The sequence below is a fragment of the Frankia sp. ACN1ag genome (assembly GCF_001414035.1).
Lineage (GTDB): Bacteria > Actinomycetota > Actinomycetes > Frankiales > Frankiaceae > Frankia > Frankia torreyi.
Genome location: NZ_LJPA01000012.1, coordinates 129343 through 150088 on the forward strand (window position 1 = coordinate 129343; position 20746 = coordinate 150088).

At 72.3% G+C, this 20746-nt stretch carries 13 protein-coding genes and 8 pseudogenes; 9 read left to right on the top strand and 12 right to left on the bottom strand.

All coding sequences use genetic code 11. From position 1 onward, the window contains the following. From UK82_RS42665 to rpsR, 3 genes and pseudogenes are all read right to left on the bottom strand, one after another. Positions 1-256 (bottom strand): annotated as a pseudogene (locus UK82_RS42665) (roadblock/LC7 domain-containing protein); the annotation flags it as partial. Further along, positions 138-2249 (bottom strand): ATP-binding protein, encoded by a 2112-nt coding sequence (locus tag UK82_RS13040; protein ID WP_055407396.1) that lies wholly within the window; start codon positions 2247-2249, stop codon positions 138-140. The pseudogene UK82_RS42665 and the gene UK82_RS13040, both read right to left, overlap by 119 nt. Before the next feature lie 790 nt (positions 2250-3039). After that, positions 3040-3262: pseudogene (gene rpsR, locus UK82_RS13045) on the bottom strand (30S ribosomal protein S18); the annotation flags it as partial. A 252-nt stretch (positions 3263-3514) separates the two neighbouring features. Here rpsR and UK82_RS13050 point away from each other — a divergent pair. Beyond that, a complete protein-coding gene (locus tag UK82_RS13050; protein WP_044885948.1) occupies positions 3515-4447 on the top strand; it encodes a DUF4394 domain-containing protein in 933 nt (310 codons plus the stop codon). 127 nt (positions 4448-4574) lie between these two features. Here UK82_RS13050 and UK82_RS13055 read toward each other — a convergent pair whose 3' ends face one another. After that, the gene (locus tag UK82_RS13055; RefSeq protein ID WP_055407400.1) at positions 4575-7226 is read right to left on the bottom strand and encodes a Tex family protein; all 2652 of its coding nucleotides are present in this window, start codon (positions 7224-7226) and stop codon (positions 4575-4577) included. A 434-nt stretch (positions 7227-7660) separates the two neighbouring features. Here UK82_RS13055 and UK82_RS13060 point away from each other — a divergent pair, with 434 nt between their 5' ends. Both UK82_RS13060 and UK82_RS13065 read left to right on the top strand, forming a co-directional pair. After that, complete coding sequence (locus tag UK82_RS13060) at positions 7661-8890, top strand: MEDS domain-containing protein (protein WP_044885950.1); 1230 nt, start codon at positions 7661-7663, stop codon at positions 8888-8890. A gap of 46 nt (positions 8891-8936) precedes the next feature. After that, a complete protein-coding gene (locus UK82_RS13065; protein ID WP_055407485.1) occupies positions 8937-9725 on the top strand; it encodes a peptidoglycan-binding protein in 789 nt (262 codons plus the stop codon). Positions 9726-9765: 40 nt separating this feature from the next. Here UK82_RS13065 and UK82_RS37535 read toward each other — a convergent pair. Together UK82_RS37535 and UK82_RS13070 are read right to left on the bottom strand one after the other, a co-directional pair. Then, positions 9766-9917: pseudogene (locus tag UK82_RS37535) on the bottom strand (SRPBCC family protein); the annotation flags it as partial. Position 9918: 1 nt separating this feature from the next. Then, positions 9919-10209: pseudogene (locus UK82_RS13070) on the bottom strand (SRPBCC family protein); the annotation flags it as partial. 315 nt (positions 10210-10524) lie between these two features. Between UK82_RS13070 and UK82_RS13075 the strand changes: the two are divergent. Then, entirely contained in the window at positions 10525-11664 is a 1140-nt protein-coding gene (locus UK82_RS13075) for a DUF4407 domain-containing protein (protein ID WP_052681170.1), read from the top strand. Between the two features lie 162 nt (positions 11665-11826). On the opposite strand, the gene UK82_RS13080 is transcribed toward UK82_RS13075, so the two are convergent. The 6 genes and pseudogenes from UK82_RS13080 to UK82_RS13100 all read right to left on the bottom strand — a co-directional run. Then, positions 11827-12360, bottom strand: coding sequence for a DUF3618 domain-containing protein (locus UK82_RS13080; RefSeq protein WP_044885954.1), 534 nt, complete (start codon positions 12358-12360; stop codon positions 11827-11829). Between the two features lie 70 nt (positions 12361-12430). After that, a partial coding sequence (locus tag UK82_RS13085; RefSeq protein ID WP_236705873.1) for a phage holin family protein occupies positions 12431-12859 on the bottom strand: 429 nt, incomplete at its 5' end. A 254-nt stretch (positions 12860-13113) separates the two neighbouring features. Continuing rightward, complete coding sequence (locus UK82_RS13090; protein ID WP_044886021.1) at positions 13114-14223, bottom strand: YihY/virulence factor BrkB family protein; 1110 nt, start codon at positions 14221-14223, stop codon at positions 13114-13116. A 125-nt stretch (positions 14224-14348) separates the two neighbouring features. Then, a complete protein-coding gene (locus UK82_RS13095) occupies positions 14349-15233 on the bottom strand; it encodes an alpha/beta fold hydrolase (RefSeq protein ID WP_044885956.1) in 885 nt (294 codons plus the stop codon). Positions 15234-15639: 406 nt separating this feature from the next. Continuing rightward, positions 15640-15752 (bottom strand): annotated as a pseudogene (locus UK82_RS37540) (sulfur reduction protein DsrE); the annotation flags it as partial. 1 nt (position 15753) lies between these two features. Further along, positions 15754-16149: pseudogene (locus UK82_RS13100) on the bottom strand (MSMEG_0572/Sll0783 family nitrogen starvation response protein); the annotation flags it as partial. A 479-nt stretch (positions 16150-16628) separates the two neighbouring features. Between UK82_RS13100 and UK82_RS13105 the strand changes: the two are divergent. The 5 genes and pseudogenes from UK82_RS13105 to UK82_RS13115 all read left to right on the top strand — a co-directional run bounded on the left by UK82_RS13105 (position 16629) and on the right by UK82_RS13115 (position 20744). Next, positions 16629-17549 (top strand): metallophosphoesterase, encoded by a 921-nt coding sequence (locus UK82_RS13105; RefSeq protein WP_055407408.1) that lies wholly within the window; start codon positions 16629-16631, stop codon positions 17547-17549. A gap of 1078 nt (positions 17550-18627) precedes the next feature. Next, positions 18628-18933, top strand: a 306-nt coding sequence (locus UK82_RS37545; protein ID WP_236705874.1) for a DegT/DnrJ/EryC1/StrS family aminotransferase, incomplete at its 3' end; no start/stop codon positions are given. Position 18934: 1 nt separating this feature from the next. Next, positions 18935-19349: pseudogene (locus UK82_RS37550) on the top strand (DegT/DnrJ/EryC1/StrS family aminotransferase); the annotation flags it as partial. Position 19350: 1 nt separating this feature from the next. Further along, positions 19351-19758 (top strand): annotated as a pseudogene (locus UK82_RS37555) (DegT/DnrJ/EryC1/StrS family aminotransferase); the annotation flags it as partial. Positions 19759-19766: 8 nt separating this feature from the next. Further along, complete coding sequence (locus tag UK82_RS13115) at positions 19767-20744, top strand: NAD(P)-dependent oxidoreductase (RefSeq protein WP_044886022.1); 978 nt, start codon at positions 19767-19769, stop codon at positions 20742-20744. The last annotated feature ends 2 nt before the right edge of the window (positions 20745-20746 follow it).

Below are 20746 nucleotides of genomic sequence, written 5' to 3' on the forward strand. Positions count from 1 at the left end.
GGCAGAGCTTGAGCCCGTCCTTGGAGAGCACCAGGGCGTGTCGGGTTCCCGGAGTCCGCTCCAACAGGTTCTCCAGCAGCCAGTCGAGGTCACGGGTTCTCGTGTTCATGCTTGTCTCCGGCCGTGCGTAGGAGCGATCAGGAGTTGCCGTTCCGCCTGGTGGGGTGGCCGCTGGGGATGGACCCGTCGGCGTCGGTCCCGCCCCGCGTCTGGAACCACGTGCCCGTGTCCGGACTGCTGGCGGTGCCCCCGGCATCGGGGTGCGGTTCCGGCGGTTCCGGCAGCATGGTCGGTCCGGTCAGCATGGTCGGTCCGGTCAGCGCGGTCGGTCCGGTCAGCGCGGTCGGTCCGGTCAGTGATGGCGGCAGCAGGGGCAGCGCGGGCGGTTCGGCTGGTGACGGCGGCGGGGGTGGCGCCGCCGGTTCCGTGCGTGACGGTGGCAGCGGTGGCAGCGGTGGCAACGGCGGGCGACCCGCGTCGGGCCGGTCGGTCACGTCGGAGGTGCTCGAGGCGTCCGCGTCGGTCCGCCCGCCGCGGGTCGCGCGGCGGAAGGCGCCGAAGCGGGCACCGGCGTCGGCGGGCGGGGAGGTGCGCGCCGGCGCGGGCGGGACCGGCAGCCGGCCCACCGCGTTCGCCATGGTCTCCCCGCGACGCCGTTTCGGCAGCGCCTCGCGGGGCGCCGGCGGCGCGGCCGGCTCGCCGGGAACATCGGCGCGCGCAACCGGCCCCGTCGGGCTGTCCAGGATGGGGGTGCCGGGCGCGGCGGGTCGCCCCGCCGCGGCACCGCCCGCGAAGTCGGTGCCTGCCAACTCGGTGCCCGCCAACTCGGTGCCCGCCAACTCTGTGCCGTTGAAGCCGGTGCCGTCGAAGCCGGTGCCGTTGAAGCCGGTGCCGTCGAAGCCGGTGCCGTCGAAGCCGGGCTCGGCCGAGACGGGGCGCTCGAGCATGCCGATCGCGCCCCGAGACGCCGCCCCGGCGTCTGCGCGCCTCGCCGTGCCCGGGGCGCCCGCGGTCGCCTCGACGATCCCGCCCACCGGCAGCCCGGTTGCGGCGGGGTTCGGCCGTGGCTGGGTGACGAGCCGGCGGGGGATCATCACCACGACGCCGGTGCCGCCGCGCGAGGACGGCCGGAACGACACCGTCAGACCGTGCTTGCGGGCAAGCACGCCGACGACGGCCAGGCCCAGGCGGGTGCCGGACAGCGTGGTCAGATCCAGCGGCTCCGCCGAGACCGCGGCCTCGGCGCGGCGCAGCGCGGCGGGTCCCATGACCAGGCCGCCGTCCTCGATCGTCACGACGATGCCGGCCTGGACCTCCTCCACGTAGACATGCACCTCCTCGGACGGAGGCGAGAAGCTGGTCGCGTTGTCCATCAGCTCGGCGAGGGCGTGCATGACGCCCTCCGCGGCGTAGCCGGCGACCGCGACCGTGCTCGTCGAGTGCAGGCGGACCCGCTGGTAGGCGCTGATCCGGCCGACCGCGCCGCGCAGGATGCTCTCCATCACGATCGGCTTGGTCCACCGCCGCCCGGTGCGGGCACCGGTCAGCACCGCGATGCTGTCCGCCAGTCGGCCCGCCTGCGCGGTCGCGTGGTCCAGACGGAGCAGGTCGCCGAAGACCTCCTCGTCGTGGCGCTCCTCCATCTCGCGCAGGTCCGCGAGCATGCTCGTCGCCAGGGCCTGCACCCGGCCGGCCGCGTTGGCGCAGGCGGACATCGCGGCGGCGCGCATCCGCTCGCCGCGGCCGATCTCCGTCGCCAGCGCTCGCAGGATGCGCCGATGTGTCTCGCGCGCCTCGCGGTTTCCGTCGCCAATCTCCGGGTCCGCGGCGCCGATCTCACCGATCTCGGCGATCTCGGCGATCTCGGCGAGCGCGGCCTCGGGCGAGGCGCCATCACGCAGCCGCTTCACCACCGCGGGCAGGACCTGGTCGGCGAGCTGGGCGGCGCGGGTGTTCTGCGTCTGGACCTGCAGCTGCGCGCCGGCGAGCCGGTTCTCCAGGTCGGTGACCTGGCTGCGTAACCGGCGGACGGCCCGACCTCGGCCGAGCGCGAGCGCGACGGTGAGCAGCACGACGGCGGTGGCCACCACCGCGGACACGATCACCGGCGGCCGGTCCGGGCCGGCGGTCGCGACGTTCGCCCACACGCCCGCGCCGACGACGGCCAGGACGGCGATCAGCAGGACGACAGGCGTCTGATCGGTCAGGGCGCGGGGACCACGGCGGGTGGGCAAGGCATGTGTCGGCATGAGGCGGTCCTCGTCAGCGGCTGGTGGCTAGCACGCGGGGACGGTCCGGGCGGCCGCCGAGGGCGCGCCGTGGGCCGTGGGTGCGTTCGGGGTGGGACGTGCGTCGACCCAGGTATGTGACTGCCACGGTTTCGACCCCCCGGTCTCGCCTTGTCGCCGGTCCCGCCTGTGGATCTCGCCGGTCCCGCCTGTGGACCTCGCCGATCCGGCCTGTGGACGAGGCGCCCAGGCCGCCGCCGGCGGCGGCCGGCCCGGGTCGGTGGCGATGTCGGACAGCCTAGGCACGCATTCACGGCTCGCCGACGGTCAGCAACCAGCATTGAGCGGGACGATCGACCCCTAGTGGCAGGGATGGGGCACTGTTGTCCCCGAATGGTCCCCGGAGCTGCGCGGAACCATCCGGGGACAAGGGATCGGTTCCGCTAGAGGCGGCGGTCCTGCCTATGCGCGAATGGCCTAGATTCCCGGCCGCCTTGCCGGAATGCCCCGTTTGCCCGGCTCATTGGTGATGATTTGATGGCATCTGGTCGATATGGGGGCGCCGCGGCACCGTCTCGCGGATTCCCCGCCTAGCGGTGACGTGATGGTGCGGCTGCCGGCGTGGACCGAGCCAGGGACGGACTGTTGGCACTTTCGGGCCATCGGGAGAACCTGGAAGGCTCGCTGTCGGCGACGGGCGCGGCCTGGTCCAGCGCAGCCCGGCCTGGCGCGGTGCAGCTCCGGCCTGGCGTAGTGCAGCCCGGCGCGGTGCGGCGTGCTCAGCGGCCCCGGGCCGCGGCGGGGCCGGGGNAGGGCAACAGCGCCATCTCCCGGGCGTTCTTGATCGCCCGGGTCACCTCCCGATGCTGGCGGGGGGTCAGCCCGGTGATCCGCCGCGCCCGGATCTTGCCCCGGTCCGAGATGAACTGGCGCAGCAGGGCGATGTCCTTGTAATCGACGTAGGTGATCCCGCGTTCGCGGAGAATGTTCGGCTTCTTACGCTGTCCCGGCTGCGGGGCGCGACGCGTGGGCATGGGATGACCTCCTGTCGACCATCGGCGTCATCTCGGTTATCTCACGGAGCGCGCCGTGATGGTCGGGCGACGACGATCCGCGCTCGGTCGCCATGGNGGCGCCACCCNCCCCGGTTTGGCGGCAAACCGCCGATCCTGCACATCGTTGATTTCAGGTAACTCTAAGCATCTACTTCGGCCGGGTGGTGGTCACGTGGGGTGACGGGGATCGCGGCCTTCCGCCTCACATCAACCGTTCGGAAGGAGACTCTCGTGAGTAGAAGCCATTCTTCGGCACGCGCGGCGGCACTCACCGCCGCGCTGGCCGCCGGAATCGTCGCCGCCATCCCGGGCCTGGCCGGGGTGGCGAGCGCCGCTCCCGCAGCCCCGGGTGCTGCGGGTGCCGCGGCCGTTTCACAGCGCCCGGCACTGTTCGGCGGACTGCGGGCGGTCGGGCTGACCACAACGGGTTACCTGGTCCGCTTCGACGTCAACGCGCCCTCCCGGCTGGTGCGGATCGGTCGGGTCACCGGCCTCGTCGGCGGCGACACGAGCCTCATCGGGATCGACTACCGGGTGCAGAACAGCCGGCTCTACGGTGTCGGCAACCTCGGCGGCATCTATGTGATCAACACGTCCAACGCGGTCGCGATCCGCGTGTCGCACCTGACGGTGGCGCTCAGCGGCACCGCCTTCGATGTCGACTTCGACCCGGCGGCCAACCGACTGCACATCATCAGCAACACCGGCCAGAACCTGCGGCACAACCTCGACGACTCGATCGGTACCCCGCCGATCGGCACCACGGTCGTCGACACGCCGCTGAAGTACCCGCCGGCGGTCATCGCGGCGAACGGTCTGACCGGCGCCGCCTACACCAACAACGACCTGGACCCCGCGACGTCGACCACCCTGTTCACCATCAACACCACCCTCGGGCAGGTGGATGTCGACTCGCCGGCCAACTCCGGCCAGCTCGTCCCGACGGGGCGGTTCGGCGTGCCCGTCGGCGGCAACGCCGGCTTCGACATCTACACCCGACGGTCGAACGGCCGGGCAGTCAGCAACCGGGCCTTCGCGACCCTGCTGGTCGGGACCACCTACCGGCTGGCCGAGATCGATCCGCTGACCGGGCGGATCCGCGCCCACGGCTCGTTCCCGAGCAACGCCCAGGTCGCCGACATCGCGATCCCGCCGAACCAGTAGAGGGCCGAGCCAGCCGGAACTGCCGCCAGACTCGCGGCGGGTCGGGATGGTGCCCACACCGTCCCGACCCGCCCGCGGGGTCCTGCCGACCGCCGCGCCCGCGCCCGCGGGCGCGCCCCAGGCCGGGTCAGCTCCGCTTGCGGTCGGAGCCGTCGAGGGTGATCCGGTCGCCGGTGACGATCCCGGCCCGCCGCAGCGCGTCGGCGATGGCCCCGTCCGGCGCACCGCCGCGCCCGCCCCGGCCACCGCCCGCACCGCCGCCGCCCCGGCCACCGCCCGCGCCGCCGCCGGAACCCACGCCGCCGGAGCCCCCCGTCCCGCCGCGGCCACCGCCGCGCGTGCCGGGACCCCGACCGGCCGATCCGTCGCGGCCGCCGCCCCGGCCACGGCCACCGACGCCGTCGCGGCGCTCACCGCCGGCCTCGCCGCGCCGCGCGCCCTCCCGACCCGTGCCGCCGCCGCCGGGAGCCCGCCGCTCGCTACCGCCGCTACCGCCGCTACCGCCGCTACCGCCGCTACCGTCGCCGCCGCGGCGCCCCGAACCGCGCCCGCCGCCGCCCGCCGGCGCCCCGACCTCGTCGTCCAGGCGCAGCGTCAGCGAGATCCGCTTACGCGGGATGTCGACGTCGAGAACCTTCACCGTGACGATGTCGCCGGGCTTGGCGACCTCCCGCGGGTCGCTGACGAAGTTCTTCGACATCGCCGAGACATGCACCAGGCCGTCCTGGTGCACCCCGATGTCGACGAAGGCGCCGAAGGCGGCCACGTTGGTGACGGTGCCCTCCAGCGTCATCCCGGGCACCAGGTCCGCGAGGGTCTCGATCCCCTCCGTGAACGCCGCCGTGCGGAACGCCGGCCGCGGGTCGCGTCCCGGCTTCTCCAGCTCGGCGAGGATGTCGGTCACCGTCGGCAGCCCGACGGCGTCGTCGACGAACTCGGTCGGCTTCAGTGACCGCAGCACGGCACCGTTGCCGATGAGCGTGCTCAGCTCGCTGCCGGTGGCCGCGAGGATCCGCCGGACCACCGGGTAGGACTCGGGGTGCACGCTGGAGCCGTCCAACGGGTCGTCCCCGCCGCGGATGCGCAGGAAGCCGGCGCACTGCTCGAACGCCTTCGGGCCGAGCCGGGGCACCTCCCGCAGCGCCTCGCGGGTGCGGAACGGGCCGTTGGCGTCGCGGTGGCGGACCAGGTTCTCGGCGAGGCCCGCGCCGATTCCCGACACCCGGGTCAGTAGCGGCGCCGACGCGGTGTTGACGTCCACCCCCACGGCGTTCACGCAGTCCTCCACCACGGCGTCGAGGGACGACGACAACCGCGTCTCGGACAGGTCGTGCTGGTACTGGCCCACCCCGATCGACTTCGGATCGATCTTGACGAGCTCGGCGAGCGGGTCCTGCAGGCGGCGGGCTATCGAGACCGCGCCCCGCAGCGAGACGTCCATCCCGGGCAGCTCGGCCGCTGCATAGGCGGACGCCGAGTACACCGACGCCCCCGCCTCGGAGACGGTCACCTTCGTCAGGGACAGCTCCGGATGCCGGCGGATGAGGTCGTCGGCCAGCTTGTCGGTCTCCCGAGAGGCCGTCCCGTTCCCGATCGAGATCAGGTCGACGCGGTGCTCGGCGGCCAGGCGGGCCAGGGTGGCGATCGACTCGTCCCAGCGCCGGGCCGGGACGTGCGGATGGATGGTGTCGGTGGCGACCACCTTGCCGGTCGCGTCGACCACGGCGACCTTCACGCCCGTGCGGTAACCCGGGTCCAGGCCCATCGTCGCCCGGCTGCCGGCCGGCGCCGCGAGCAGCAGGTCGCGCAGGTTGGCCGCGAACACGCGCACGGCGGTGTCCTCCGCCGCCGTCCACAGCCGCATCCGCAGGTCCACGCCGAGGTGCACGATGATGCGGGTGCGCCAGGCCCAGCGGACGGTGTCGACGAGCCAGCGGTCCGCCGGCCGGCCCGCGTCGGAGATCCCGAAGGTCTCGGCGATCCGCAGCTCGTAGCTCGTCGGCCCGGGTGCGGGCAGGGCGCCCGGCTCGGCCGGGGTGTCGGGCTCCAGGGTGAGGTCGAGGATCTCCTCCTTCTCTCCCCGGAACGCGGCCAGGATGCGGTGCGAGGGCAGCGAGGTGAACGGCTCGGAGAAGTCGAAGTAGTCGGCGAACTTCGCGCCGGCCTCCTGTTTGCCCTCCCGTACCCGGGAGACGAGCACGCCACGGGACCACATCTGCTCCCGCAGCGCGCCGATGAGATCGGCGTCCTCGGCGAACCGCTCGACGAGGATCGCCCGCGCGCCCTCCAGCGCGGCCCCGGCGTCCGCCACCCCCTTCTCCGGGTCGACGTAGCCACTCGCCGTGCCGTGCGGGTCGAGGGCAGGGTCGCCCAGCAGGGCCAGGGCCAGTGGCTCCAGGCCGGCCTCCCGGGCGATCTGCGCCTTCGTCCGCCGCTTGGGCTTGTACGGCAGGTAGATGTCCTCCAGCCGGGCCTTGGAGTCCGCCGCCAGGATCTGCGCCTCAAGGGCCTCGTCGAGCTTGCCCTGGGCGCGGATGGACTCCAGCACCGCCGTGCGCCGCTCCTCCAGCTCCCGCAGGTAGCGCAGCCGCTCCTCCAGGGTGCGTAGCTGGGTGTCGTCGAGGGTGCCCGTCGCCTCCTTGCGGTAGCGGGCGATGAAGGGCACGGTGGCGCCCCCGTCGAGCAGGTCGACCGCCGCCGTCACCTGCCCCTGGCGCACGCCGAGCTCGTCGGCGATCCGCTGATGGATGGACCGCTGTGGGACAGATGTCGTCGTCACAATGCCTGATCCGCCTTCTCGTCCTCGTCGCTGCTGTGCGCGTCAGCGCGGTGCCGGGCCGTCCGGCCGATCCGCGCTGACTGCGAGACTACGGGCGATCACCCGCCGCTTTCCGCCCGGGCGGCCATCCGGGCTGATGCGCCGGCCGCCGCCCGTGGGCCGCGGTGCGGCGATCGGCCCGGGCCGCCGTCCGCCGAGGGCATCCTCCGTGGTCGTGGCTGGTCCGGTGTGATCCGGTGTGATCCGTCCCGTTCGATTCCGTTGCTGGGCATATCCCATTGGTGCGACATGACCTATGATGTGCGCGTGCGCACAGGGGGTGGGGCCGCGGGTGCGGGAGACTGTTATTCTCCGCATTCCGGACGTGGTCCGGCTGGATACGGCACGTCCATGCCGGGGCCGTCCGCCGCCGGATTGCGACGCAGGGCGGCGGAGTGACTCGGGAGAGTACTCCGGGCCCCGTTCGCGGCCCGGCCCTGAGCCCGACCGGCGTCGGCGGCATTCGCCACGAGGCTTTCCTGTACCGGGGTGACGTCGGTTTCCTCAGTGCGACCAGGGATTTCATCCTCGCCGGCCTCGCGGCGGACGAGGACGTTCTCGTCGCGGTGACGCCCTCGCGGATGGCGCTTCTTCGGGCCGTGCTCGGCCGGGCCGCGAGGCGAGTCACATTTCTTGACCTGACGGAGGTCGGCCGGAATCCGGCGCGCATCATCCCCGCCTGGCAGGAATTCCTCGACCTCGGGATCGAACGGGGCCGGACGGTCCGCGGGATCGGCGAGCCGCTGTGGTCCGGGCGCCCCGTTCCCGAGCAACGGGAATGCATGCTCCACGAGGCCCTGCTCAACGAGGCCTTCGCCGCCCCGCCGGCCTGGCGGCTGCGCTGCCCCTACGAGGTGACCGCGCTCGATTCGGTGACCGTCGACGAGGTGTGGCAGACCCATCCGGTGGTGGTGGACGGCGGGCTCGGCCGCATCAGCGCGCGCTACCGGCCGCCGGCCGGACCGGCCGCGTCGGTGACGGCCGCGGCTGCCGCCGTCGCCGTCGCGGTGGCCGAGGCCGGAGCCGCTTCGGCCACGGCCGCCGCCGTGGTGGCCGAGGCCGGTGTCACGTCTGCCAGCGCCACCTCTGTCGCCGCCGCCGCTGCTGTCGCCGCCGCGGCGGTGGCCGACGCTACCGTGGCCGTTGCGACGGGCGTTGCCTCCGGCCCAGGCGAGGGGGCCGATCTGCCGGCCCGGCCAGGCACGGCTACCCGATGGGATCTGCTTGCCGAGCCGCTACCGGACCTCGGTCCGCCGCGGGCCGAGGTTGCGTTCGGCCCGGCTGACCTCGGTCTGGTCCGCGCGGCGGCCACCCGCGCGGCCCTCGCGGACGGGCTGGGGGAGGACCGAGCCGGCGATCTCGAACTCGCCGTGCACGAGGTCGCGACGAACAGCATCCGCCACGGCGGCGGGCGAGGAGCCGCGCGTTTCTGGATTTTCGCCGGCTGCCTGATCTGCGAGGTCACCGACTCCGGTCAGCTCGCCGACCGGCTCGCCGGGCGACGGCGTCCGGACCTCGACCTCAGTGGCGGGCGCGGGCTCTGGCTTGTCAACCAGCTCTGCGATCTCGTGCAGCTCCGTTCGGGGAGCGCCGGCACGACCGTGCGGATGTTCATGTACGTCTGACCGGTCGCGGCGCTGGCGCGCACGCCCGGTGGGGGAGGAGACTGCGGTGACGTCAGCGGAGCGGACCCGGGTCGGGCGCGGAGCCTGGCCCACGGACGGCCGGGGCGGGACCATCGCCCCGGCGGAGGGCGGATCCGCCGCCGGGCCGGGCCGGTGCTACGGCGTCGGCGCGGGCGAGGCCCCACCCGCCGGCAGCACCGACGCGGACATCCTCGCCGTTCGCGCCGGGGTCACCGCGCTCAGCCGGGCGCTGAACTGGCACGGCGGGCCGGGCACCCCGGTGCCGACCGACGGCCGCTTCACCGCCGCCACCAGGGCGGCCGTCATCGCCTTCCAGGAAAAGCTGCAGCCCGTGATCAACCGTGACATGTACCTGCCGGCGGTCGAGCACAGCCCGGCGGGATTCGTCAACAAGGAGACGTCCTACGCGTTGTTCATGCCGATCGCGGACCGTTACGCGTTGAAGTACACGGTCCCCCGCGGACTCCTGCGCGGTATCACCACCATCGAGAGCAACTGGGATCCCGGCGCGGTCGGCTACTGGACCAACTCGGATTTCGGGCTCTGCCAGTGGAACACCACGCTTCCGGAGATCACCACCGCCCGGGCGCTTGATCCCTTCTGGGCGCTCGACTCCACCGCCCGGGCGATGCGAGAACGCTTTGATTCCGACCGCTGGGGCCATAACTGGCTGTACGTCATTGCCGCGCACAATGTCCCGACCTGGGCCGCGCAGTGGGCCCAGGGCGAACTATCCGCCACCGATCCGGCCGACAAACCAAAACTCGACCGGATGAACGGCTACGTCAGCAACGTCCTCGCCCGCGTCTGGTGACGGCGGTGGCCGGCCCGGTGCCGAGGGGACGCGGCGGGGGTCAGTCCGGAAGGGCCGTGACCTTGTCCAGGACCGCGGTGTTCAGCCGGCGGATGCCGATCGGGGCGAAGGTGCGTTCGAAGAAGCCGCCGACCCCGCCGGCGCCGTCCCACGTGGTGGTCGCCGTGACCGTGCTCTGCCGCTCGCCGGCGCNGGGCGTCACCTGCCACTGGGTCTGCAGCGAGGAGTTCTGGTCCGCCTCGACGAGGGTGGTCGGATCCGGCGCGGACACCGTCGCGTCGACCTGGCGGACCCGCTTGCGGGTGGCCTGCAGCCGGTAGGCGATCCGGCTGCCCGCGCCGATGCCACCCGCCAGCACCCGGTACTCCGAGACGTTCTCCGGCCAGGACCGGGCGCGGGTGCCCTGGTAGTCGGCGAGCTTCGCGACGACCTGCTCGGGCGTGCCGGGCACGGCCCGCTGGACCACGACCTTGATCTGTCCCACCGCTGTTCCTCCCTCGCTGCCNGGCATCCGCACCGGTCAGATTCGCACGCCGGCCGCGGACGCCGCAGCAGGGCCGCCCAAGCACCGATCCGGGATGGCCGGATCGATTACCCAGAGTTACATTGCGAGAGACGCTGGCGGCGGCCCCGAGACTGGCCGCGGCCACGGGGGCGCCGATGAGGGGGTAGGCCGATTTCTCGCGTATGGCCAGGTTGTCCGCGTGCCTTCGGAGATCTCCTCGTCTTCTGCACGGGCGCGGACAGCCGCGCGGTAGGTCCGCAGGACCGGCACCGTTTCGTCACCGCCGGTGCACTCATGCTGCTGACCGCTGGGCTCGCCACCTACGCAGGGGCCACCGTCGCCGGGATGGGCCTGCACCGCTCGGCCCTCGGCGCGCTCCCGTTCGGCCTGTTCTACGCAACGGTGATCTTTTTCCTCGACCGATCGGTGCTGCTGTCCGCCCGCCCGTACCGCTACGGTCCGGACGGGTCCGTCCGGGTGGGCCGGGCCGGGCCGGCCACCGTCATGCGGATCTTCATCGCCGTCTGCGCCGCGGTGCTCGTCGGGGAGACGCTGCTACTGAGGATCTTCGCGCCGTCGATCGCGCCGCGGGTCACCCAGATCCGGCAGGAGGATCTCGGCCGGGTGCTGCGCGGCTGGGATGCCAACCAGCTCGGCGAGCAGCGGGTCCTGCGCGACGACCTCGCCGCCCGCCAGCATGCGTTGGACGGCGCCCACGCCCTCGTCACCGGCAAGACCGCCGAGGTGAACTGCCAGCTCACCGGGGGCGACGGCTGTCTGAGCGGCGAGGGGCCGGTGTACCGGATCAAGCTCGGCGAGCTCGGCGCCGCGACCACGGCGGTGACCACCGCGACCGGCCAGCGCGATGCCGCCCAGGCCCGCCTGGATGCCTTCGACCAGTCCCGCGACACCCGTCGCGCGCACTTCCGTGACCAGCAGACCGCCACCGTCGACGCCGCCGACGACCTGCTGATCCGGGAGAAGGCGTTCTGGCGGCTGACGGCCGCCGACCGCTCCGTGCTGCTCTGGCGGACGGTGCTGACCCTGTTGCTGCTCGGCATCGACCTCGGTCCGCTAATGTTCAAGCGGACGCTGGAGCAGACGGAGCTGCGGCGCCGGGAGCGGCTCGTCCAGTGGCAGGGGGAGACCACCGACGAGGTCGACGCCCTGCAGATCGGCCAGACCGCGCGTCGCCGCGGAGAGCTCGCCCAGGCCCTCGCCGAGGGCGCCGCCGATCGTTACGGCCAGTACGTGCGGCGCCGGGACGAGATCGGCACCTCGCTGCGGGTCGCCGCCGATCTCGCCGACGCGGACGTCGGCCGCGAGCAGATCCGCATCGACCGGGACAGCCGGATCCGCGACCTGCGCGTGCGGTACCGCGTGCCGGACCCGGCGCCGGCGCCGGACCCCGCCGACCGCTCCGCGCCGTCCTGAACCGCCGCGCCGTCCTGAACCGCCGCGCCGTCCTGAACCGCCGCGCCGTCCTGGGCAGGACCCAGCCGTCCTGACCGCCCGGGGCATGGCAACGCCCGGGCACGTGGGGTCAGTCCCGCACGTGCCCGGGCGTCCGGTGGCCGGATCTCCCGGCGAGGGTCGTCAGTCGAGCGTCTCCGTGCCCTGGCGCCGGTGGCGCAGCACGATCAGCAGCAACGCGAGCAGCGCAGCCGTAGCCGCGGCGGTGGAGCCGGTGGCTCTGGGGTTCGCGGCGGCCTTCTGCCGGCCGGCGTTGACCGCCCCGCCCGCGGTGTCGCGCACCTGGCTCACCTTCGCCGCGACCTGCGGGTGGGAGTCGAGCTGGCGGTGGACCGTCTGACTGGCGGAGCCGGCGGTGTCTCTGGCCCGCTGTGCGGTCGCCGCGACCTGCGGGTGCGCGTCGAGCTGGCGGCGCACCGTGGCCTTGGCCTGGTCCGCGGTCTGGCGGGCCTTTTCGGTGGCGGTACCCGTCGTCGCGGCCACCTTCGGCCGCACCGACTCGGTCGCCGAGCTCACTCGGCGCCGGAGGTCCTGCGCCGTGCGCCCGGCCACCTTCTGCGGGCTGACGCGGTCGGAAAGCTCGTCGAGATCGTCGCCGAGCCGGGCCCGGGTCGCCTCGATGTCGGACCGGATCTCATCCGGACTCGTGCTGGTCACTGCCCACCTGGCCTTTCAGTCGGTATCTGCGCTGGTGAAGTCCGAGCCGTGCACGGGGAGAAGGAGGGGCTTACCTGCGTCGGCTCTGCGCCCACTGGACGTCCTCGCGCAGCGTCTCCACGGTCTGCGTCGGGGCCGGGTGGACCCTGCGAACGGTGGAGCGACCCTTCAGCGCCAGCACCGCGGCGACGGCGCCGAGCACGACGGTGACGATGAGAGCCGCCCAGCCCAGCGCCATCACCTCCCCGAGCCCGAACATGACGGCAAGCAGGGCGAACAGCAGCGCGAAGTACCCGGCGCCGCCGGCGCCGGCGAACATGCCGGCCCCCTTGCCGGCCTTCTTCGCCTCCTCGCGGACCTCCGCCTTCGCGAGGGCGACTTCCTGTCGGAACAGGGTGGAGATGTCCGTGACGACCTCGGAGACGAGCTGCCCGGTCGAACCGCGGCCCCCGGAGTGTCCTTCCCCGTCCTGGCGCGCGGTCGGCTGTCCGGCGCGGCTNCTGGTCGTGGGCGGGGCGGTCGTGGGCGGGGCGGCCGGGGNGCGCAGCACCTGGGTCGACTCGTCCGGCGCGGCCATGTCGACACCGCCCCGGTACGCGGTAATATCATTCGGGTACGGATCGGCAGTGACGTCCGGCTGTTGACGGTATGTGCTCGTCATGGGTTCTCCTCGCGGGTTCTCCTGGTGGGGCGTCCGCGTGGCGGCACCCGTGGAACATCGTGTGGTCTGCGGAATTCCCCACCTTGGGCCGCTTAACCGCGCCTCTCGTGAGGCCTGAAACGAATACCCGTCCTGATCCGTTCGGCCGCGCCCGCAGGGCGGTCGTCGGCGGTCTCCCCATCCCGATCGGCCTCATCATCGGATTCCGGTCGGTCCCAGGGGCGGCGCACGCCGACGGGGGAGGCCTCCGGATAGGTCTCGGGCGCGGTGGCGCCGGTCGCCTCGCGGGCCGCCTCGGCGTTGAGCAGCGCGCCGATGAGCACGACCGTGACGGCGTAGTACAGCCACAGCATGAGGATGACCACGCCGCCGAGCGCGCCGTAGGTCTTGTTGTAGTGGCCGAAGGCGCGCACGTAGAACGAGAACGCCACCGAGGCGACGATCAGCGCCACGGTCGCGACCACGGCCCCGATCGACGCCCACCGCCAGTTCGCCGGGGTGTGGGCCGGCCCGAAGCGGTAGAGCGTGGCGACCGCGGCCATCACGATCAGCGCCAGCACGAGCCACTGCACCACCGTGAGCACCACCCGGACCGTCCCGTCCGCCACATGGTGGGACAGCAGGGAGCCGCCGGCGGTGATGCCGCCGACGACCAGCACCGCGACGACCACCCCGCCGAGGCTCATCGCGACCGCGAGCGCCCGCAGCCGGACCGGCCCCCGCGTCTCCTCCTGTTCGAAGGCCACGGTCACGGCCTTGATCAGGTTCTGCGTGCCGGAGGAGACCGCCCAGAGCACCCCCGCGAGGCTCAGTAGCAGGCCCAGACCGAGCCCGGAGTGGTTCGTCGAGACGATGCCGTTCAGCCAGTCCCGCAGCACCGTGCTCGTCGACGGCGACAGCGAGTCGGACAGGTGGGCGATCTGGTCGCTCACCGTCTGGGGGCTGGCGACCAGGCCGTAGACGGTGAGCACCGCGATGGCGGCCGGAAAGATCGACAGGATCGCCCAGAACGCCACGCCGCTGGCGATCAGCGGGATCGACAGGATGCCGAGCTGTGACTTCACCCTTTTCGCGACGGAGAGCCAGCCTCGCGCCGGAACGGACGTCGGGCCGTGCTCGGGCGGATCGACCTCCCGCACCGGCCGACTGGTCCGGCGCCCGCGGTCGTCGTGGCGGTGCCCGAGGAGGGCGGACGGATTCATGACGATCTCCACTGCCGTCGTGACATGACGGCAGATGTACCCGTCCGACCCTGGTCAACCCACCTTGCGGGCCGGCCCCCGGGCGCCCGCCCCGGCGGGGTCCTCGGTCGGTGCGCTCCCGGGGTTCAGTCGGTGCGTTCCTGGGGGGAGGAGTGCTCCCAGTCGGCCAGGATGGTGCGGATGCCCGTGACCAGCAACAGCGGCCGGTCGAGCATCACGTGGTGACCGGCGAGCGGGATCTCGATCACCGGCGCCACCCGGCCGAGCAGGTTGTACATCTGCACCCCGATGTCCGGCGTCAGCAGGCCGTACTCGGCCCGGAACAGTGCGACCCGGCAGTGCACCTTGCGCAGCACCTCCGGGGAGGGCGTGCGGTTGCCGAACACCTTCGGGTCGAACTTCCATGTCCAGCCGCCCTGCACCGAGCCGATCGACCCACGGGCGATGTGGTCGATGATGAACGGCAGCGAGCTCGGCTGGTCCGGAACCGTGCGGAACCGGGCGAGGGCGTCGGTCGCGGTGGGGTAGACCCGCAGTGGCCCGAAGGCGGTCCGGTCGCGGGCGGCCCGCTCCTCCGGAGTGAACTCCTGGACGGGGGAGTCGACGACGACGATGCCGGCGACCCGGTCCGGGTACTCGGCGGCGGTCATGATCGTGACCCAGCCGCCCATGCTGTGGCCGATGATGATCGGCGGCGAGGTGATTCCGGCGTGGTCGATGACGCCGATGACCTCCGCCGCCCACGTGTTCAGCGTGTAGTCCTCGCGCCGGTCGCTGTCGCCGTGGCCGGACAGGTCCAGGGCGACGACCCGGTACTCGCTGGGGATCAGGGGGGCGATGTGGTCCCACCACCCCGCGTGGGCGGCGCCGCCGTGAACCAGGACGATCGCCGGCCGCCCGGCCGCACCCCAGCAGCGGTAGCTGATGGTGGCGCCGGCGACCTTGGTCTCGTGCCGCTGCGGTCGGCTGTCAAGGGCGGCCTCGAACCAGGCCGGTGCTTCGTCTTCCATCCCAGGTCTCTGCCGTTCGGGTCGTGGGGCGGGTGGCTCCGGTCGCCGGCCGGGCGGCCTGCGACGTGTCCCACCCTGATACAACACTGCTTGCCCGGAGTTCCGGCCCTTCCGGGGCAGGTTGTCGGATTGACGATGTGTCACCTGGCACGCTGCGACGGAGTTGTGACGCGCACGTGACCTCCCGAGGAGCGGCGTGGACCGGCAGTGATCGGTCGACGGCCGGTCAGGCGTGGCCAGGGCCGGCGATGTGCCCGGCCAGCACGAGGGTGCGCACACCGTCGGGCCAGCGCAGCGTCACGCCCGTTCCGGGTAGCAGGAGGCCGCGTCTGGCCGAGGTCGCGGGCCCGGTCGGATGCTGGCGTTCGCCGGCATCGGGCGCATCCGGTCGGTCGGCACATATCGGTCAGAACATGAAGGTGGAGTTGATGATCGCGCCACGCCGTGTGTACTCGATGACGCAGTCCTGGATGTCCAGCGGATGCGCGGGTATCACCCCGTCGATGACGTCCTCCTCGCNCAGGCCGTGCAGCGACAGTCCGAACCGGCAGACGTAGACCTTGCCGCCCTCTTTGATGAACGTCTCGATCTGGTGATTGATGTTGTGCTCACCCGGAAACGCGGAATCGCCGGTGTGCGGAAACCCCCGGGTCGCCATCGTGTTCATCGCGCCGGGCCCGTAGAAATAGAGCACGGACTCGAATCCTTTACGCAGGGCACGGGTGGCCTGCAGTATCGCGACGAAGCTGACCGACGACTCATGCGCGATCCCGTGGATGAGGGTGAGGTAGCACTCGCCGTCGCGGGCCTGGTAGTCTGGGAAGATCTTGGTTGATCCATAAAGGTTGCTACCCGGTGGAAGCGCCGGATGGGGAACCTCGTTGAGGCTCTGCCGATCGTTCTCCGTCAGCTCCATGAACGCTCCTCGATCGGGACCGGGACGTGACCACGCGGATCGCCTGTCGTCGGTCTAGCCGGAGCGCCGCCGGTCGTCGTCGACGACAAAACGCGGGACGGTACCGGCGGTCGGCACGTTCCGCGGAGATCCCCTCGATGCACGGGTTGCAGTCAAGCACCTCGCCGATTCCCGTGTGCGACGAACACGACGATCCGCGACGAAGCCCGCGCTTTCTGGTCCCGGTCTGGCCGCGGCGGACCAGGCGGCATTGCCCGTCGCCCTGATTGACTCTTTCTTTGCGACGATTGACCGGACTGGGGTGTTTTGCGCACCACCTGTCGGCACCAGGCCGAACCGGCGATGGTTCGCCGATTTTCGGGCGATTCGCGCCTTTGTGGCGGTCGAGGCCCGCCAGCCGGCGCCGTTGCGCCGCGGACCGCGGACCGCGGATCGCGGATCGCCCAGCAGCGCAACAGCGGACCGGGGATGCTGGTGGGATGCGATATGCCGTGCTTGCCGACCTTCATGGCCGGCCGGGGGCGCTGCGGCGGATTCTCGCCGCTGCCGCGGCGGCGGGCGCCGACGAGATCGTCTGCCTCGGTGACTACCTGGAGGCGAAGGTCCCGCGCCGCTTGCACGATCCCTCGCGGTTCTGGCCGCTGGAGCGGGTCGTCGACCCCGATCCGGCGCTGTGGGCGCGCCTCGCCGGCATCCGCCGGGTGCTGGGCAACCAGGAGCTGCGCATCCACGAGCTGCTGCGGCCCGAGCAGGTACCCGCCGACCTCGCCGCGCTGCTCGACGCGCCCGAGCGGGATCGTCTGCACGGCCTCGTGGGTCTGCACGGCCATCAGATCCGTTGGTCTACCGGCCGCGCCCAGCCCGCCGACGGCCCGGGCGAGCCGGTCGGGACGGCAGCCCACGGCGTCATGGACGGACGGGACCTGCTCGTGCCGGTCGCCGCCGACGTCCCCCGGGTGCCGGTCGTGGTGGTGGGGCACACCCACCAGGAGGCCATGTTCGAAATCGTCTGGTCGGACACCGCCCCCGACGGCGATGCGGCGGATGGCCCGGAGGCGGGGCTGGTGGGGCTGGTGGGGCTGGCGGCAGTCGTGCGGGCGCTGCCTCCCATCGAGCCCGGTCGGCCGGTCCCGGTGCCTCAACCGGTCCCGGTGCCTCAACTGGTCCCGGTGTTCCGGCCGGACCGCGGGGGCGGCCTCGCGGTCGTCGGCCCGGCAAGCGGACCATCACCCGTCCCCGGTCCGGGCGGCGCGGGTCCGGCCGGCACGGATTCCGCCGGTGTGGGTCCGGCCGGCGCTGCCACGCTGGTGGTCAACGTCGGGCCCGCCCGGGGCAAGCCGTCTCACTGGATGTTGTACGACACGGACCGTGGCGAGATCAGCTTCCAGCGGGCGGTTTGATAGCTAATCGTCCATTGTCAAGCACGTTGGGGCGTCGGAGGGCAAGAGTCGGATGTTAGAGACTTTGGTCCTGTCGCGTCCGACAGATGGGGGTCGTACACTTTCCCTTAGTCCCGGTGAAGTTCTGCACCTGCGTTCCCCCCGTACGCCAGGTGAGGTGGCTTCACCGGGACTTCTTGCGTGCGAGTGTGTGCGGAGCGTTCCCAACTCGGAGCGTTCCCAGGCCGGAGCGTTCGCCTCTGTCGGCGGTCGCGGGATGGCGCCGTGTCGCCGCCCACCCCCGCGGGGTGAATCCTGGCCCCCAGGTCCACGCGCCGACGCCCCCGTCCACGTCCGGCGACCACCGTCGGCGCGATCTCCCGGTGGTCGGCTGGCGCGCTGCCCGCCCCGCCGATCAGCCTCTCCCGGCGGATGTCCCCGACCGGGCGATCCCCGTCTCGCGGAGTGACACGTCACCGCGCCGGTCTGGCCAGGGGCCCCCGGTGAGTCAGGCCCGCCCCGCTCGCGACCGGTGGCGAGANGGTGACTGACTGCCACAACGGGTATCGGAGGCGCGACGATGCCCCGTGCGCCCGGCGGCGTTCCGGACCGTCGGCAGGGAGGGAGGGGGGCACCCACGACCGATCACCGTCCGTCCTGGAGTGCGTGTCGTCGGCGATGTGGATGAACGACCCGACGGACGGCGTCGCTTTGCCGACAGGTTCGGCTACGTTCGGATAGATGTGAGATGTTTCGTAGATAACCAGTGTGGGCCGTAGCTGCGCCGTCGACCGGGGTCGATAGCCTGTTTTGGGCATGTACTGACAAAGCTGGGCGTTACATCCGGACGAGTTGGAGGGGGCGCGGTCGCGTCGGCGGGAGGCCGGCGTAATCCGGGGCCGTGGGGTCGCGAGGGTCGCGGCCGCCAGGGGAGTTCCGCATCACGGCGATGCCGTCTCGCGGATGCCCGCGGACCCGACATTGCGGCTGGGCCGCGGTGCCGGGCGACCGGGGTCCGCGCATCGGCGTGTCACCGCGATACGGGGCATCCGGAGCAGTGCCCGCTCACACGGATAACTCGGAAGGCAGGGGTGTACAGGTGCATGTCCCCGCGGCGCGCATCGTCTTCTCACCGGAGGATCGCGCGGAGATCGCGTCGGCCACGATCGAGATCCTTTCCACCGGCGCGATGACCTTGGGTGCTCATACCGACGAATTCGAGGCGGCATTCGCCGCCGCTCACCGGGCCCCGTTCGCGGTGGCCGTGAGCAGCGGCACAGCCGCACTAGAGATCATTCTCCGAAGTCTGGACGTTCAGGGCGCGGACGTCGTCGTTCCCACCAACACATTCGCCGCGACGGCCTTCGCGGTACTCCGGGCCGGGGCCACCCCGGTCTTCGCGGATNTGAGTCCGGACACCTTCGCGTTGACCGTCCGTGACGTCGAGGCGGTCGTGACTCCCAACACCCGGGCCGTGGTGCTGGTGCACATCGGCGGACTGATCGCGCCGGATGTCGCCGAGCTGGCGGCGTTCTGCGCCGACCGGGGCCTCGCGCTCGTCGAGGACGCGGCGCACGCCCACGGCTGCCGCCACGGTGAGGGATACGCCGGCTCCTTCGGGGTGGCGGGCGCGTTCTCGTTCTATCCCACCAAGCTGATCACCAGTGGCGAAGGCGGGATGATCGTCACCGCCGACCCGGCCATCCACGAGGCCGCGCTGATCTACCGCGACCAGGGCAAGGCGGGCTTCCTCGGCAACACCCACATCAAGCAGGGCTACGCCTGGCGTCTCAGCGAGATGCACGCCGTCGCCGGCAAGGTNCATCTGCGCCACCTCGACGAGTTCCTGACGACCCGTGCCGCCGTGGCCGCCCGCTACGATGCCGCGCTCGACGCCCTCGACGGCGCCGGCCGCCTGCGGGTGCCCGCGGGCGACGTCTGCAACTACTACAAGTACATCGTGCTGCCCCGACCCGGCATCGACCGGGCGCGGCTGAAGAAGGAGCTCAAGGAGCGCTACGGGGTCTCGCTCAGCGGTGAGGTCTACGAGGCGCCGCTGCACCAGCAGCCCGTGTTCAGCGACTACGCGGGCCGCTCGCTGCCGGTCGCGGAGGACCTGTGCGCCCGGCACGTGTGCCTGCCGATCCATTCCGACATGACCGACGCGGAGGCTGACCACGTGGTCACCTCCTTCGCCGCCGCGCTGGCGAGCCTGGACCTGGACGGGTGAGCGTGAGCATGAAGATTGCCGTTACCGGAGGCTCGGGGTTCATCGGCAGCCACGTCGTGGACCGGCTCCTCGACGCCGGCCACGACGTCCTCTCCCTCGACGTCGACTCTCGCCCGAGCGACCCGCGGGCGACCAGCCGGCAGGTCGACGTGCTCGATCTGCCGGGGCTGACCGCGGCGCTGGCCGGGGTCGAGGCGGTGTTCCACGTCGCCGGGATGTCCAATGTGGACTTCGCCTACGCCGACCCGGCGCGCACGGTGCGTCTCAACGTCGAGGGCACCGGCAACGTCTGCGAGGCGGCCCGGCAGGCCGGCGTCGGGCGGGTGCTGTTCGCCAGCACCGTGTGGGTCTACGGCGCGGTCGGGGAACGGGCGGATCCGGCGCCGCTCACCGAGGACGCCGAGATCACCCTCGGGCGCGCCGGCCACGTCTACACCTCGACGAAGCTCGCCGCCGAGCTGCTGCTGCACAGCTACCAGCAGACCTACGGGCTGCCCTTCACGATCCTGCGCTACGGCATCCCCTACGGCCCCGGCATGCGCGACGAGCTGGTGCTGGCCCGGTTCGTCCGCAAGGCGCTCGACGGCGAGTCGCTCACCGTCGCCGGCGACGGGCAGCAGTTCCGCAACTACGTGTTCGTCCGCGACCTCGCCGATGCCCACGTGCTGGCGCTGCGGCCCGAGGCGGAGAACGCCACCATCGCCCTGGAGGGCGCCGAGGCGGTCAGTGTGCTGGAGATGGCGCAGGCGGTGTGCCGCCACTTCCCCGGCACGGCGATCGAGCACGTGCCGGCCCGGCCGGGCGACTTCCGGGGCCGGGAGGTGTCGGCGCAGCGGGCGCTGGAGCTGCTGGGCTGGCGACCGACCACCCCGTTCACGGACGGGGTACGGCAGTACATCGAGTGGTACCTGGCAAACCGACGGCCCCCGGCGCAGGCCGTCCAGCCCGTCGACGACCTAGACGTCTCCGCGGCGTCCTCGGAGTAACC